This window comes from Myceligenerans cantabricum, assembly GCF_054777735.1.
The window spans coordinates 39,156-54,608 of record NZ_BAAHAJ010000014.1 but is presented as its reverse complement, the minus strand read 5'-3'; the positions used below and the strand labels follow the sequence as shown (position 1 = coordinate 54,608).

13 protein-coding genes are annotated in these 15,453 nt (G+C 72.7%); 7 read left to right on the top strand and 6 right to left on the bottom strand.

Features of this window, described 5'->3' with window-relative positions; translation table 11 throughout:
- Positions 1-92 precede the first annotated feature (92 nt).
- Positions 93-491 carry a phage holin family protein gene (locus ACYU96_RS19090; RefSeq protein ID WP_460757208.1) on the bottom strand — a complete coding sequence of 133 codons (399 nt, stop codon included), beginning with the start codon at positions 489-491 and terminating at the stop codon, positions 93-95.
- A gap of 92 nt (positions 492-583) precedes the next feature.
- Here ACYU96_RS19090 and hisC point away from each other — a divergent pair, with 92 nt between their 5' ends.
- The 4 genes from hisC to ACYU96_RS19070 all read left to right on the top strand — a co-directional run bounded on the left by hisC (position 584) and on the right by ACYU96_RS19070 (position 5,756).
- Positions 584-1,669: a histidinol-phosphate transaminase gene (gene hisC, locus ACYU96_RS19085; protein WP_460757205.1), complete on the top strand. Its 1,086-nt coding sequence runs from the start codon at positions 584-586 to the stop codon at positions 1,667-1,669.
- Between the two features lie 272 nt (positions 1,670-1,941).
- Complete coding sequence (gene pdhA / locus ACYU96_RS19080; protein WP_460757202.1) at positions 1,942-3,105, top strand: pyruvate dehydrogenase (acetyl-transferring) E1 component subunit alpha; 1,164 nt, start codon at positions 1,942-1,944, stop codon at positions 3,103-3,105.
- Entirely contained in the window at positions 3,102-4,142 is a 1,041-nt protein-coding gene (locus tag ACYU96_RS19075; protein ID WP_460757200.1) for an alpha-ketoacid dehydrogenase subunit beta, read from the top strand. Before pdhA ends, ACYU96_RS19075 begins: the two co-directional genes overlap by 4 nt.
- A 12-nt stretch (positions 4,143-4,154) precedes the next feature.
- Positions 4,155-5,756, top strand: a complete 1,602-nt coding sequence (locus tag ACYU96_RS19070) for a dihydrolipoamide acetyltransferase family protein (protein WP_460757197.1) — start codon at positions 4,155-4,157, stop codon at positions 5,754-5,756.
- 158 nt (positions 5,757-5,914) lie between these two features.
- On the opposite strand, the gene ACYU96_RS19065 is transcribed toward ACYU96_RS19070, so the two are convergent.
- From ACYU96_RS19065 to ACYU96_RS19055, 3 genes are all read right to left on the bottom strand, one after another.
- Positions 5,915-6,196 carry a WhiB family transcriptional regulator gene (locus ACYU96_RS19065; protein ID WP_460757193.1) on the bottom strand — a complete coding sequence of 94 codons (282 nt, stop codon included), beginning with the start codon at positions 6,194-6,196 and terminating at the stop codon, positions 5,915-5,917.
- A 154-nt stretch (positions 6,197-6,350) separates the two neighbouring features.
- The gene (locus ACYU96_RS19060) at positions 6,351-6,695 is read right to left on the bottom strand and encodes a hypothetical protein (protein ID WP_460757190.1); all 345 of its coding nucleotides are present in this window, start codon (positions 6,693-6,695) and stop codon (positions 6,351-6,353) included.
- Positions 6,696-6,826: 131 nt separating this feature from the next.
- Positions 6,827-7,942, bottom strand: a complete 1,116-nt coding sequence (locus tag ACYU96_RS19055; protein ID WP_460757187.1) for a chymotrypsin family serine protease — start codon at positions 7,940-7,942, stop codon at positions 6,827-6,829.
- Between the two features lie 282 nt (positions 7,943-8,224).
- Between ACYU96_RS19055 and ACYU96_RS19050 the strand changes: the two genes are divergently transcribed.
- Positions 8,225-8,416 carry a hypothetical protein gene (locus ACYU96_RS19050; protein ID WP_460757184.1) on the top strand — a complete coding sequence of 64 codons (192 nt, stop codon included), beginning with the start codon at positions 8,225-8,227 and terminating at the stop codon, positions 8,414-8,416.
- Positions 8,417-8,471: 55 nt separating this feature from the next.
- Here ACYU96_RS19050 and phnD read toward each other — a convergent pair whose 3' ends face one another.
- Both phnD and ACYU96_RS19040 read right to left on the bottom strand, forming a co-directional pair.
- On the bottom strand, positions 8,472-9,401 hold the full coding sequence (phnD, locus tag ACYU96_RS19045) for a phosphate/phosphite/phosphonate ABC transporter substrate-binding protein (RefSeq protein WP_460757181.1): 930 nt from the start codon (positions 9,399-9,401) through the stop codon (positions 8,472-8,474).
- 93 nt (positions 9,402-9,494) lie between these two features.
- Positions 9,495-10,664 (bottom strand): TIGR03364 family FAD-dependent oxidoreductase, encoded by a 1,170-nt coding sequence (locus ACYU96_RS19040; RefSeq protein ID WP_460757177.1) that lies wholly within the window; start codon positions 10,662-10,664, stop codon positions 9,495-9,497.
- Between the two features lie 280 nt (positions 10,665-10,944).
- On the opposite strand from ACYU96_RS19040, the gene ACYU96_RS19035 reads away from it, so the two are divergent.
- Together ACYU96_RS19035 and ACYU96_RS19030 are read left to right on the top strand one after the other, a co-directional pair.
- Positions 10,945-12,981, top strand: a complete 2,037-nt coding sequence (locus tag ACYU96_RS19035) for a cytochrome c oxidase assembly protein (RefSeq protein ID WP_460757173.1) — start codon at positions 10,945-10,947, stop codon at positions 12,979-12,981.
- Between the two features lie 86 nt (positions 12,982-13,067).
- Positions 13,068-15,155 carry an NHL domain-containing thioredoxin family protein gene (locus ACYU96_RS19030; protein ID WP_460757170.1) on the top strand — a complete coding sequence of 696 codons (2,088 nt, stop codon included), beginning with the start codon at positions 13,068-13,070 and terminating at the stop codon, positions 15,153-15,155.
- The last annotated feature ends 298 nt before the right edge of the window (positions 15,156-15,453 follow it).

The following is a 15,453-nucleotide window of genomic DNA, read 5'->3' as shown; positions in this document are numbered from 1 at the left end:
CCGCACCCGCCCGATGCGGCCGGGGCGCCGCACCGGCCTGATGCGGCCGGGGCGCCGCACCGGCCCGGGGCTGCCCGGACGTCGTGCGGCGCTCAGTCCCGCCGGCGTGCCGGGTCCGGCAGGATCGCCATGACGATCATCTGGGCCACCACGATGACGAGCGCCGCGATCACGTACCACCAGAACCCGCCGGTGACCTCGAGCCCGTAGTTGTCGAAGACGCCCGTGACGAGCGTGGTGAGCCACAGCATCAGGGCGTTGATGAGCAGGGAGATCAAACCGAGCGTGAGCAGGTACAGGGGGAGCGCCAGGAGGTTGACGAGCGGCTTGATGATCGCGTGGACCAGGCCGTAGATGACGGAGATGACGATGAGCGAGAGCAGGTACGGGCCGGTGCCGTCGGGCGAGACGACTTCGACGTGGTCGCCGAAGAGCACCGTCGTCAGCCAGATCGCGAACGCGGTGACCAGGATGCGTAGCAGAAGCCTCATGGGTCGAAACTACCCGCGATCGCCGGGAGTCGGCGGACATCGCACCGCCGGGTCGGCCCACCGGCGCCACGGTGCGTGGCATCCTGAATCGCGTGAACACCACCCCCGAGAACACCACGGTCCCGCTGCGCGCCGCTGTCGCCGCGCTGCCCGCGTACGTCCCGGGTGCCCGCGTGGCGCCCGGCTCCGGCGCGTGGAAGCTGTCCTCCAACGAGAACCCGTACCCGCCGCTGGAGTCCGTGCGCGAGGTGATCGCCCGCGCCGCGGCGGAGATCAACCGCTACCCGGACATGTTCGCCACCGAGCTGGTCGGGGCGATCGCCGAGCACGTCGGCCTGACACCGGCGAACGTCGTGGTCGGTACCGGGTCGGTCTCGGTGCTGGGGCACGTGCTGCAGTCCGTCGTCGAGCCGGGCGACGAGGTCGTGTACGCGTGGCGTTCCTTCGAGGCCTACCCGATCTACGCGGCGGTCGCCGGCGCGACGTCGGTCACCGTGTCCGTGGCGCCCGACGGCCGGTACGACCTGCCTGCCATGGCCGCCGCGATCACGCCCCGCACCAAGGCCGTGCTGGTGTGCACACCCAACAACCCGACGGGCCCGGCGGTCCATGCCGACGAGCTGTCCGCCTTCCTCGCAGCGGTGCCGCGCGAGGTGCTGGTCGTGATCGACGAGGCGTACGTCGAGTTCGTGCGCGACCCCGACGCTCCCGACGCCGTGGCGCTCCTCCGCGAGCACCCGAACGTCGCCGTGCTCCGCACGTTCTCCAAGGCCTACGGGCTCGCGGGCCTGCGGGTCGGCTACGCGCTGGCGCCGACCGCGCTGGCGACCGGCATCCGCTCGGCGTCGACCCCGTTCGGCGTGTCCGGGATCGCCCAGCAAGCCGCGCTGGCCTCTCTCGCCCCGAGCGCACAGGCCGAGCTCATGGAGCGGGTCGACGCGCTGGTAGGGGAGCGGACCCGCGTCGCGGCAGCGCTGCGCGACCAGGGTTGGGACCTTCCGGACACCCAGGCGAACTTCGTCTGGTTCGGGCTGGGCGACGCGACCCTGGACCGTGCCGGGGAGGCGACGGGGGCCGGCATCCTCGTGCGCCCGTTCGCCGGCGACGGCATCCGGGTCTCGATCGGCGAGCCGGAGGCCAACGACGCCTTCCTCAAGCTGGCCGCCACCTGGCGCTGAGACCGTTCCGCCACCTGGCACTGCCACCAGGAGTTCTTCCGACCGAGGCTCCTTCGCTTTCCTTTCTGCGCGCTCGGTGACAGGCTGAACGGGAAAGATGCCATCTCCCGGCGACACCGTCGTCGTAACCGGGGCGGAGTCGTTTGGGGGAACCCTCCAAACGTGCGACTCAAGCCTTGGCTGACGCGGCGGCTGCCGGACACGGTGGGCTCTAACCTACGCTTGCGTAGGCTACGTGAACGTAGGTTACGGCCCGCAGCGAAGGAGAGATCGTGAACAGCGACATTGGCGAGGACAAGGTCCCGCTCTTGCAGCTCCTCACACCCGAGGGCGCACGAGTCACCGGCCGCGGCAACTCCGCGTACCGGAAGCGGATCGCAGGCCTCAAGCCCGAGCAGCTGCGTGGGATGTACCGCGACATGGTGCTGACCCGCCGGTTCGACGACGAAGCGACGTCCCTGCAGCGGCAGGGCGAGCTGGGCCTCTACGCCCCCTCCCGGGGCCAGGAAGCCGCACAGGTCGGTAACGCGTACGCGCTGGCCCCGCAGGACTACGTGTTCCCGTCCTACAGGGAGCACGGAGTCCTGCAGGTCCGCGGGGTGGATCCCGTGGACCGGCTCGAGTTCTACCGGGGCACCGACCACGGCGGCTGGAACCCGCGCGAGTTCAACGCGCAGGTGTACACGGTCGTCATCGGCTCGCAGGCACTGCACGCCGCCGGCTACGCGATGGGCATCCAGCGCGACGGCCTCGTCGGCACCGGGGACCCGGCCAAGGACACCGCCGTCGTCACCTACTTCGGCGACGGCGCCACCTCGCAGGGGGACGTCAGCGAGGGCCTGGTCTTCGCGGCAGTGAACCAGGCGCCCGTGGTGTTCTACTGCCAGAACAACCAGTGGGCCATCTCCGAGCCCACCACCAAGCAGACGCGCACCCCGCTCTACAAGCGCGGCGAGGGCTTCGGCATCCCGAGCCTGCGCGTCGACGGAAACGACGTGCTCGCCTGCTACGCCGCCACCCAGGAAGCCCTCGAACGAGCCCGCTCCGGCGGCGGACCCACCTTCATCGAGGCGTTCACCTACCGCATGGGCGCGCACACCACGTCGGACGACCCCACCCGCTACCGCACCACGGAGCAGGAGGAGATCTGGCGCCGGCGCGACCCGATCGACCGTCTCCGCATCCTCCTGGAGAACGAGGACGCGATCGACGGCGCCTTCGAGGCCCAGGTCCAGGCCGAGGCCGAAGCCCTCGGCGAGCGGCTGCGGACGAGCGTCCGCCGGCTGGAGCCGTCCACCAAGACCCAGATGTTCGACACCGTCTACGCCACCGAGCACTCGATCGTCTCCGAGGACCGCGCATGGTTCGAGGCCTACGAGGCGGGCGAACCGTCCGACGCCACGTACGCGACCGCGCCGCAGGGAGGGACCCGATGACCGCCACGATGGAGCGCGCCATGACCGACAGCACGACGTCGGCCCAGGAGGCCAGTACCAAGACCCTGACCCTGGCCAAAGCCATCAACGAGGGCCTGCGCGCCGCGATGAAGGGCGACGAGAAGGTCGTGCTCATGGGGGAGGACATCGGCCCTCTCGGCGGCGTCTTCCGCGTGACCGACGGCCTGCAGCACGAGTTCGGCGAGGACCGGGTCGTCGACACCCCGCTCGCGGAGTCCGGCATCCTCGGCACCGCCGTCGGCATGTCGATGCGCGGCTACCGGCCCGTCTGCGAGATCCAGTTCGACGGATTCGTCTTCCCCGCCTACGACCAGATCACCACGCAGCTCGCCAAGATGCACAACCGCACCCGCGGCCAGGTCCAGACGCCTGTCGTCGTCCGGATCCCCTACGGCGGCGGCATCGGCGCGGTCGAGCACCACAGCGAGAGCCCCGAGGCGCTGTTCGCGCACACGGCCGGCCTCCGCGTGGCGACCCCGTCCACCCCGCAGGACGCCTACACGATGATCCAGGAGGCGATCGCCTGCCCGGACCCCGTGCTGTTCTTCGAGCCCAAGGGCCGCTACTGGTCCAAGGGCGAGGTCGACCTCACGGCGCCCGTCGGGACGGACACGCTCAACAAGGCGCGCATCGCACGGCCCGGCACCGACGTCACCCTCGTCGCCTACGGGCCCACCGTCGCCACGGCGCTGAAGTCCGCCGAGGCGCTCGCGGGCGAGGGCCGTTCCGCCGAGGTCGTCGACCTGCGCGCACTGTCGCCGCTCGACACCACGACGCTCGTGGAGAGCGTCCGCAGGACCGGCCGCTGCATCGTGATCCACGAGGCCCCGACCTTCTACGGCGTGGGTGCGGAGATCGCGGCGCGCGTCACCGAGGAGTGCTTCTACGCGCTCGAGGCGCCGGTGCTGCGCGTGGGCGGGTTCCACATGCAGTACCCGATCGCCAAGCTCGAGCACGACTACCTGCCGAGCGTGGACCGCATCCTCGATGCCGTCGACCGCGCCTTCGCGCACTGAACCGGAGGGAACGTGGCAAACCAGAGCTTCCCCCTGCCCGATGTCGGGGAGGGGCTGACCGAGGCCGAGATCGTCGAGTGGCGGGTCAAACCCGGCGATCCCGTGCAGGTGAATCAGACCATCGTGGAGATCGAGACGGCGAAGTCGCTGGTCGAGCTCCCTTCCCCGTGGAGCGGCACGGTCGCCGGCCTCCTCGTGGAGCCCGGCACCACGGTCGAGGTCGGCACGCCGATCATCGAGATCGCCGTCGGTGGCAGTGCCGCGTCCGACGGCGGTCCGGGGCAGGGCGTCGCGGCTGACGGAGCGTCGGCGGGTGGTGCCTCCGCGCCGGGCGGTACGACGCCGCCGGCGGCGTCTGCCACGGCCGACTCGGCCGACTCGGCCGACTCGGCAGACTCGGAGGCATCCGGGTCCGTGCTCGTCGGATATGGGACCAAGGAGGCGCAGGCGAGCGGTCGGCGCCGGCGTTACCAGGGTTCCGGGGCTCCGGCGGCCGCCCCGGGCGCCGCCACGCAGGCCCCGACGTCTGCGGCTCCGGCGCCTGCGGCTCCGGCGGCGCAGGCCCCGACGGCCACCGCGGTCCGGCAGGCTCCTCCGGCGCCTGCCCCGGTGGCGCCTGCCCCGGTTCCGGTCCCGGCAGCTCCCGCCCCGGCCCCCGTCGCCCCGCAGACCGGCGTGGTGAGCGTGCCGACGTCGGGCGCGCGGGCGCGGGTCCTGGCCAAGCCTCCCGTCCGGAAGCTGGCCAAGGACCTGGGCATCGATCTCGCGGGCGTGCAGGCCTCCGGGCCGGGCGGGATCGTCACCCGGGAGGACGTGCTCGCGCACCAGGCGGCGGCGCAGCCGAGGTCGCTCGCGACGTACGCGGGCGACACGGAGCCGTGGCTCGAGTCCGGCGCGGTGAGCGTGGACGGGCGCGAGACGCGGGTCCCCGTGAGGTCGGTGCGCAAGCGGACCGCCGAGGCGATGGTGGCGAGTGCGTTCACCGCGCCGCACGTGACCGTGTTCCACACGGTGGACGTCACCCGGACGATGGAGCTGGTCGAGAACCTCAAGAAGGACCGCGACTTCGCTGACGTCAAGGTGACACCCCTGCTCATCGCCGCGAAGGCGGTGCTGCTGGCGATCCGGCGGCACCCGCAGATCAACGCGAGCTGGGACGAGGGCGCGCAGGAGATCGTCTACAAGCACTACGCGAACCTGGGGATCGCCGCGGCGACGCCTCGGGGCCTCGTGGTGCCGAACATCAAGGACGCGCACCGGCTGGACCTGCTGGGGCTCGCCAAGGCGGTCGTGGACCTGACCAGCACGGCCCGCCAGGGTCGTACGCAGCCGTCGGACATGACGGGCGGGACGTTCACGATCACGAACGTGGGCGTGTTCGGCATCGACTCGGGGACACCGATACTGAACCCGGGTGAGGCGGGGATCCTCGCGTTCGGCGCGATCCGGCAGCAGCCGTGGGTGCACGACGGCGAGCTCGCCGTGCGCTGGGTGACGCAGCTCGCGCTGAGCATCGATCACCGGCTGGTCGACGGCGAGCTCGGGGCGAAGTACCTGGCCGACGTCGCCGCCGTGCTGGAGGACCCGTCCCGCGGCCTGGTCTGGGGTCGCTAGGAGACCGGCGGGAGACACGCCACCGGCCGGAGACACACCACTCTGCCGGGGCGGTAGGGCGCGACCGCGTCCTACCGCCCCGGCAGCGGTCTGTCCGGGTCGGTCAGGGCCGCCGGGGCAGTGTCTGGGCACCGACCCGGCGGCGGATCATGAGGACGTCAGGCCGCGAAGCTCTGCAGGCGCGGGCGGCCGCGACGGTTCTTGCGTCGGCGGATGATGCCGTCGACGACGATCTGTCCGCCCCAGACGCCCCAGGGCTCCCGGCGGGAGATGGCTCCTTCGAGGCACTGCTGAGCGAGCGGACACGTCAGGCACTGCCGCTTGGCGGACTCGAGCTCGGTGGGGTGCTCGGAGAACCACAGGTCGGGTTCGTCCGCGCACGGCACGTCAGTGCCGGCGAACTCCAGAACATCAGCGGCGCTGGGGGTGGTCGCGATCATGTTCACACTAGGTAGAACGTGCTTCGCTGAGAAAAGGATGGGGGTCTGCCGAGAAATTCTGAAAGAAGTCTCCGTCGGCAGCGTTCCCGCTGGTGGGAGTAGGCCGACCGACATGCCGGCGGAGGTGGTCACCTGCTGTACCGGCCGGAGGCGGTCAGCCGGCGCGAACGGCTCCCACGACACGCACGCGCACCGAGACGTCGCTGATCTCCTCGGGGATCTTGTCCACCACCGCCGGGTCGACCACGTTGACCTGGAGCACCCAGCCACCGTCCGAGCTGGGGAGGTCGTCGACCGCCACCTGCTGCGCGAGAACGTTGACGCGTCCCCGTCCCGGGGTCTGTACCCGCTGGAGCGAGACGCCGCCGGGGGCGGGACGCTCCGACTCGATCGGGCTGCTGAACTCTGGGGCGATGCCGATGCCGACCACGCCGCCGATCCCCGAGACCGCGGCGCGTAGCCCCTTCTTCGCCTCGCGTGCCTCATCCAGGGTTGTCATCGACGTCCACCTCCAGACCGGTCTTCCTGACCCACCATTGTGCGCCAGTTGCTCAGGCAAGGCCAGGGCACTTCGCCGCTTCGTCCAAGTGGCGAAGATCACATCCTGCCCGTGCCGGCGCCGGGCCGGGGCTACCTCTCGGTCGCGGCGAGCTCGACCTCCATCGCCTCGAGAACGACGTCGATGGGGTTCGCGTAGGTCAGCCCCTTGCCGGCCTGGCCGCCGCTCTCCGAGCCCGCGAAGAGCAGGCCGATCGCCGTGCCGTCCTCCCGGTACACGAGCGCTCCCGAGTCGCCTCCACGGGAGAACGGCCCCCCGCTCCCCTCGATCTCCACCTGGTCGTCGAAGCTCAGCGCGCCGAGGTCCTCATAGCCGACGATGACGTCGTCCAGCTCGATCGCGGTCACCCGGCCGCGGGTCACCGCCGTCGTCCGCCCGACCTTCTCGACCGTCTCGCCGCCGTACGGCCGTGCCGTCCGGGCCACCGGTCCCACCGGGTAGGCATGGTCCACCTCGGAGCTGTCGAGCCGCGCGATCGCCGCGTCGGTGGCGCACACCTCACCCGTGACGAGCCTGGCGACCTTCGTCAGCTCGCCGACGCGGTCGCCCGGGATGAGGCCGCCGTCTGCCGGGCCGGGCTGGAGCACCACGTCACCCGGGCGGGCCTGCGGGCTCCCGGCGAGGACGTGGTAGTTCGACAGCGCATAGAGCGCGCCCGGCTCGTCCGGCCGCCGGACGAAGGCGCCGAGGGTCCCCGCGGTGACGCCCACGTGCCCGATCGAGACCCCGGGCCGCAGCGGGCGGGTGTGGCTGGTCTCACCCTTGGCCTGCGACGTCGGAGCCAGCCGGCGCGGCCCCAGCTCGCTCAGCGGGCGGATGCGACCCGTGCGCCGCACGTCGGCGCCGGGGCCGGCCTCGTCGGCGATCCGGCGGACGACCGCCCGGGCCCGGGGGACGCCGAGCCGGTAGCGCACGGCGATTCCGTAGCCGCCGTCAGGCTGCGGGACGAGTCCCAGGGCGAGCGTGGGTGCGCGGACGGCGTCGTCGGCGGTCCGTGTCACCGGCTCCGGAACGGTGTCCGTGGACTCGGCGGCGCGCCCGCCGACACGCCGGCCGGGCGGCTCGGCGGTCTGTGGCCGTGGCCGTGCGCTCCCCCGCGGAAGCACCATCGGTCCATACCGTTCCCCCAGTTCACGTGCGAAGTCTGCAAGCTGCTCCTTCATCTTGCGGGCCGCGTAGCGCTCCATGGGGCGATCCTTACCGAACTGACCGACACTCCGGTGGACAAGGCGATGCGACACGCCGGATGGTGGGAAAAGTCATCCGAAAGATGGATAACAGCAACCAGGAGGTCGCGATATGGTCGTCTGCCCGAACAACCTGCTTATCAACGCATATCCCTAGGGACGACGTGCTACGAATCTGAACGACCGGGGCTCCCGATTCGTTCCTTTCAAGGCAGTCTGTATCGGCGGGTCCCGCCGCCGCACATCACATACACCTGAGCGAGCAACACCGTGATCGGAACCATGAGCGAGACGCGTAGCACGCGGTTCAGCCGCGCCGACGTGCTCGAGGCCCTGATGTGGGCGCTCGAGCACGACGTTGCTGCGTTCGACGAGCACCGCGCCGCCAGTCGCGCGGCGACCGACGACCTGGCGCGCGCCCGCGCGAACAAGCGCCTCGTGGAGCGCTACCGCACCGGCGTCTCGCACCGCTAGGAAGCCGCCCCGCGAGAAGCCCGCACCGCCAGGACGGCCCGCCGGCGTTCTCGGGTCAGACGTCTTTCTCGTCGAGGCCCAGGGACTCCACCAGGATGCTGAGGTCGACGTAGTCGATCTCGTCCACCCCGACCATCCGGCCGCCGGCGGCGACACCCGACTGAGCGCCGACATCCGCGACCGCCTCCGGTGGAAGACTCAGCAGAGCTTCCTGGACGGTTTCCGCGAATTCCTCGGAGACTTCTGGTGAGACCACGATCGGGTCGTCCGGGATCACCCCCGACTCCCAGATGCGGCGATGAGCCTCCCTGTCGAACGACCCGTCGGCGACGGCGGCCGTGAGCGTCCGGGAATCGATCTCGGCGGCGTCGACCGTCCCGTCCCGCAGCGCGGCCAGCGCGGCGGGATGCCCACCCGTGTACCTGATCCGCACCTCGCCCGCGTCGACGTTCGCGTCGGCGAGAGCCTTGCGGGGCAGGGTGTCGCCCGACGTCGAACCCTCGGCGCCGAGCGCGAGCGTGCGGCCCGCGAGCTGGCCGGCGCCCGTGATGCCGGAGTCGGCGGCCACCCAGATCCCGGCGGTGTAGGTCGACATGTTGCCGTTCGGCATCCCGAACGTCGCGACGGGCCGCACCTGCGTGCGGGGGACGGCGACGGCGTAGCCGATGGACGAGAAGCGGGCCAGCTCGAGCCCGCCGCTCTCCATCGCCTCGACCTCGGCGGCGTAGCTGTCGAAGACCTGGACGTCGACCGAGCAGTCGAGCTCCTGCGAGAGAGCGTCGGCGAGGGGTGCGTACGCGGTCTCGAGTGCGGCGGGATCCGAGGTGGGCTGCACCCCGAGCCGGATGCCGCTCTCGGGGCAGCCGCTGCCCGCCGCCTGGGAGACGAGCGTGCACCCACCGAGGGACGCTGCCGTGACGGCGCAGGCCATCAGCAGGCCGGCGATCCGGTGGACGGGCTTGCGGGGGACGCGGGTTGCCTTCATGGGTGTGCTCCTCGCCGAGGTGCTGGCCGGGCTCACCCCGGCCGGTGGCAGGGCCGGACGGCCCTGAGGGAGTCGTCGTGCGGGGTCATCTGGTCAGGCGACCTCCTCGACGACCTTGGCGGCCAGTCCGAAGGCACAGGTCATGCCGATCCCTGAAGTCACGGACACCGCTGTGACGCCCGGTATCGGCTCGGCGACGAGAAAGGGCTGCGGCGCGGACGCGTACGTGGCGTCCCAGCGCTCGGTCGCCCGCAGCGGCACACCGAGCAGGGCGGCGCCCTCCCCGAGCAGGAGGTCGTCGAGCGCCTCAGGGCGGAACGGGTCATGGGTGAAGCCGTAGGCGTGCGTCTCGCCGAGGGTGACGGAGCCGTCAGGTAGCTGGGTGACCATGAGATTGAGGCCGGCGTCGAGCAGCTCGGGCCGGGTCTCGGCGAGGCGCTCGCGGACGCTGTCCACCGACGGGCTCCAGGCGAACCCCTCGTAGCGGAGCATGGACGTCCCGGTGAGCAGGGCCGGGCCGATCTCGCCGATGCCGCGCCGGGCGGAGCGGGCCGGCTCGGCCCGGAGCATCTGCTGGCGGCAGTGCTGGATCCCGGCGTCGTGGGCGGCGGCGGGGAAGAGGCGTGCGACGTCGTGCCCGACGGCGCAGACCACGCGCCGCGCGACGACGTCGCCACGCGACGTCCGGACGAGGGTGACGCCGCTGCCCGGCTCCATCCCGACCACCGACGTCGACCACTCGACCCGGCACTCCCGCCGGGTGTTCAGCCACGCGGCGACGGCGGCCGCCGCCGTCCGCTGGTCGACGCGCAGGTCCAGGGGAAGGAAGGCACCACCGGTCACGCCGCGCGGCGAGACGGGTGCCCGTTCGAGCACGCCCTTCCTGGTGAGGATCTGGGCGTCGCCGTCGCGGCGGGCGACGAAGTCGTCGAGGACGGCGAGCTCGTCGTCGGCCCGGGCCACGACGAGGGTCCCTGTCTCCCGGACGGCGAACCCCGCCTCCTTGCCGAGCCGCAGCCAGCGCTCGCGCGCGGCGAGAGCGTACGAGAGGGCGATCCCGTCCTGCACCGTCACGCCGACGTGGCCGAAGTTGCGGACCGAGGACCCGACCGCGCGGGCGTCGCGCTCGACGACGAGCACGGACCAGCCGCGAGACACGGCCTCCACGGCGTGGGCAAGGCCGACGATCCCGGCACCCACGACCACGAGGTCGACGCGTGAGGGCAGCAGGGATCCACCGGGACGATCGGAACGACGGCGCACAACGAGAGATTGCAGGACGCGCATCGTACGGCTCAAGACCCCTGCTGTCCTGCGGAAACACTTTCGCGCACTATTCATCGCGAGTTCCGCGGACGCCACGTCGCGACCACCTGCCGTTCACCGGGAAGCCACCTCCGCTCGGCGTCCGGCGCCGGACGCCGTGCGCCGCCGGGTCTGCTCCTGCTCCGCTCCGGGCGCGTGCCCCGCTCCCCGGCGTCCACCCCGCGCTCGTCGTCGATCGCAGTTTCTCGCCTGACGATCACGGCCATAACCTTGGCGGGTGACCACCCGGCAGGACGCACGGACCAGCAGCCAGACCGCATCGCTTCTCGCGCGCCCGCGGTGGCTGCTCGCCGCCGTGGTGGCAGGCGCGGTCGCAGCGCTCGGTGCGCTCGTCGCGGCCGGTGAGTTCTCGGGCGCGTTCGCCGCCTTCCAGCAGTTCGCCGACCCGGGAGTGCTGCCCCGGTGGGGCACCCCGGTGGCCCGCACCGGCGCGAACCTGGCCGCCGCCGTCACCCTGGGGTCCCTGGTGCTGACCGCCTTCGTGCTGCCCGCCGGGCAGGACGGCAGGCGGGCGCTGGCCGTCGCCGGGCTGGCCGCCGTGGTGTGGACGGTCGCCGCCCTGACCGCATTGGTGCTCGGCACCGCCTGGTCCACGTTCCTCCCGTTGGACGACCCCGCGTTCGGCACGGCCCTGTGGTCGTACCTGACCGACAGCGAGGTGGGCCGGGCCCTGCTCGGGGCGGCCCTGCTCGCGGCCCTGACGTCGACGACGGCGCTCCTGGTGCGCGGCCCCAGCGGTGCCGCCGTCGCCATCGTGCTCGTGCTCGGCGCGCTCGGCCTCCAGGCCTCCACCGGGCACGCCTCGGGGGCAGCGAGTCACGACCTCGCGGTGTCCGCGATGTTCCTGCACCTCGTCGGGGCGGCGATCTGGGTGGGCGGGCTCGCCGGGATCGCGCTCCTCGGGCGCCGCGCCACGACCCGGGCCGCGACCGTGCGACGGTACTCCGCCATCGCGGGCTGGTGCTTCGTCGCGGTGGCCGTGAGCGGCGTCGTCAGCGCCTGGATCCGGCTCGGCTCGACGAGCGCGCTCGACACCGACTACGGCGCTCTCCTGGTCACCAAGACCCTGCTGCTCGCGGCCCTGGGGACGGCCGGCTGGCTGCACCGCAGCAACGTGGTGCGCCACCTGGAGGGCGTGCAGCGGCTCGACGGCGCGTCGCGGCGAGCCGCCGGTCTCTTCTGGCGGCTGGCCGCCGTGGAGCTCGTCGTGATGGGCGCCGTGTCCGGCGTCGCCGTCGCCCTCGGCTCGACGGCGCCGCCCGTGCCCGACGAGCCCATCACCGACCCCACCCCGGCCGAGCTCGTCACCGGGCACCCGCTGCCGCCCGAGCCGACCACCCTCCGCTGGATCACCGAGTTCCAGTGGGACCTGCTGCTCGCGTTCGGCTGCGCGGCCGGCCTCGTCGTCTACCTGACGTGGTTCCGGCGGCTGCGCAGGCGCGGCGACCGCTGGCCGGTGCTGCGCACGGTCTCGTGGTGCTGCGGCATGGTCGCGCTGTTCTGGGTGACGAGCGGGGGCGCGGCCGCTTACGGCCACGTGCTGTTCAGCGCCCACATGGTGCAGCACATGGTGCTCGCCATGGTGGTGCCGCTGTTCCTCGTGCTGTCCGCGCCGGTCACTCTGCTGCTGCGGGCCGTGCCCGCGCGCAAGGACGGGTCGCGCGGGCCGCGCGAGTGGGTGCTGTACCTGGTGCACTCGCGGTACGGCACGCTCCTCGCACACCCGATCGTGGCGGCCGTGCTGTTCGCGGGCGGGATGATCCTGTTCTACTTCACCCCGCTGTTCGAGTGGGCCCTGACCACGTACGTGGGACACGTGTGGATGTTCGTCCACTTCACGCTCGTGGGGTACCTCTTCGCCAACGCGCTGGTCGGGATCGACCCGGGCCCGAACCGCCCCTCCTACCCGATGCGCCTCGTGCTGCTGTTCGCGACGATGGCGTTCCACGCGTTCTTCGGCGTCGCCCTGACGACCGGCACGGCGCTGCTGGTGCCCGAGTGGTTCGGGCTGATGGGGCGCGAGTGGGGGCCGCCCGCGATCGAGGACCAGCAGCGTGGCGGCGCCGTGGCCTGGGGGGTCGGAGAGCTCCCCACGCTGTTGCTCGCGATCGGCGTGGCCGTGCAGTGGTCGCGGTCCGACGCCCGGGAGGCGCGCCGCAGCGACCGGGCCGCGGAGCGCGACGGTGACGCGGAGCTCGAGGCCTACAACGCGATGCTGGCACGCCGGGCAGAACGGTCGAAGGGGTCGAGCTGACTTCCGAGCCGGTCTCGCCCGGTCGACGGCGTCCGTACTGACCTCGGCGTTCCCGCTCACCCGCCCCGGTGTCGCACAATGACCGGGTGCCTGCTGCGACCCGCCTGCCCCGAGTCCGCGCCTCCGAACTGGTCGGGCGCTCCTGGTTGAACACGGGAGGTACCTCGCTCACCCTCGCCGACCTGCGCGGGAAGATCGTCGTCCTCGACTTCTGGACGTTCTGCTGCATCAACTGCCTGCACGTCCTCGACGAGCTGCGCGACCTCGAGGCCGCGCACCGCGACGAGCTCGTGATCGTGGGCGTGCACTCGCCCAAGTTCGAGCACGAGGCCGATCCGGACGCGCTCGCGGCCGCCGTCGAACGCTACGAGGTGCACCACCCCGTGCTCGACGACCCGGACCTCGTCACGTGGCGGGCCTACGCCGCGCGGGCCTGGCCGACGCTCGTCGTCGTCGACCCGGAGGGCTACGTCGTCGCGCAGATGGCGGGGGAGGGGCACGCGTCGGCGGTCGCCGCCCTGGTGGCCGAGCTCATCGAGGAGCACGGGGCCCGGGGCACCCTGCACCGCGGCGACGGGCCGTACGTCCCGCCGGAGCCGACGTCGGGCACGCTGCGCTTCCCCGCGACGGCGATCGCGCTGCCGTCGGGCAACCTCCTCGTGGCCGACGCCGGCCATCACTCCCTGGCCGAGCTCGCGCCCGACGGCGAGACGCTCGTGCGCCGCGTCGGCTCGGGCGAGCGCGGCCTCGCCGACGGCGCTCCGGACGAGGCGCGCTTCAGCGAGCCCAACGGGCTGGCCCTGGTGCCGGCGGGCATGCGCGAGACGCTCGGGTACGACGTCGTCGTGGCGGACACGGTCAACCACGCCCTGCGGGGCGTGCGGCTCGGCACCGGCGAGGTGCGCACCCTGGCCGGGACCGGCGAGCAGTTCATGGTGGGCGGGCTCGAGAACCTCGCGGGCCGGACGGGGGAGCTCGACCTTGCCACCGCGCACGACGCGCACTCGATCCGGCTCTCCTCGCCGTGGGACGTGGCGTGGTCCGGCGAGCTGGGCGCGTTCGTCGTCGCGATGGCCGGGAACCACACGCTGTGGGCGTTCGACCCGTCCGCCCACGACGGGGCGGGTGAGGTGCGCCTGCTCGCCGGGACGATGAACGAGGGTCTCGAGGACGGTCCGGGGAGGTCGGCGTGGTTCGCGCAGCCGTCCGGCATCGCGCCCACCGGGGACGACGACGGCGGCCTGTGGCTGGCCGACGCCGAGACGTCGGCCCTGCGCCGCGTCGTCCGGGCCGGCACCGACCCGTCGGCGCGCGAGGAGCCGTCGCGGCCCGGCGTCGCCGTGGTCACCGCCGTCGGGCAGGGACTGTTCGACTTCGGGCACCGGGACGGTACCGCCGGCGAGGCGTTGTTCCAGCACCCGCTGGGCGTGGCCGGCCTGCCGGACGGGTCCGCCGTCGTCGCCGACACCTACAACGGGGCGCTGCGGCGCTACGACCCCCGCACCGACACGGTGACCACGCTCGCGACCGGTCTCGCGGAGCCGTCCGGCGTCGTCGTCCCCACGGGCGGCGACACCGCGGGAGCGGACGACCGGTCCGGCGCCGGCGCACGGTTCGGGGAGGACGCGCGGTCCGGGCTGGACGCGCCGTCCGAGCTGGACGCGCGGCCCGGTGGCGACGCGCCGTACCTGATCGTGGTGGAGTCGGCAGCGCACCGGCTCACGCGGGTCGCCCTCCCGGCCGCCCTGGCCGGCGAGGTGCTGGACCGCGGGGCGCGACGTACGCAGCGCCCGGCGACCGACGTCGTCGCCGGGCCGTTGCGTCTCGAGGTCCCCTTCGAGCCCGCGCCCGGCCAGAAGCTCGACGACCGCTGGGGCCCGGCCACGGAGCTGCAGGTCAGCGCCACACCGCCCGAGCTGCTGCGTGCCGGGGCCGGGGGCGGTACCGACCTGTTCCGGGACCTGGAGATCGACCCGGGCGTGCCCGAGGGCGTGCTGCACGTGACCGCCAAGGCGGCCTCGTGCGACGTCGTCCCGGTGGGGCCGGACGGCACGCCCGACCCGGACGTCTTCCCCGCGTGCCACCTCGCGAGCCAGGACTGGGGAGTCCCGGTGCGGGTGCTGCCGACGGGCGACGCCGGAGCGGGATCGCTCACGCTCCCGCTACGCGGCTGACCGGCCGGGCGTCCATGCCCCCCAGCGTCGGCGTCGCACCGCCCGCCCGCTTCTCGCCCGCCCGGGAGGCGGCGTGGTGACGTGACTCTCGAATGGTTTCGATTCTGGCCGTCGGCGGGCTAGACTGTCGCCCGCAGGAATTCCCGCGTGCCGGTCCCGTCCGAGCGACCCGCGCATCATGGCGGCCGGAGCGCCGCACGGACCTGGAGGGGGTGGCGCTCATGACCCGCAGCGAGCCCCCCAGTAGTCCGAGCCGCGGCTGACGGCTCGGCCCTCAGGTCCCACCACACACCGCAAC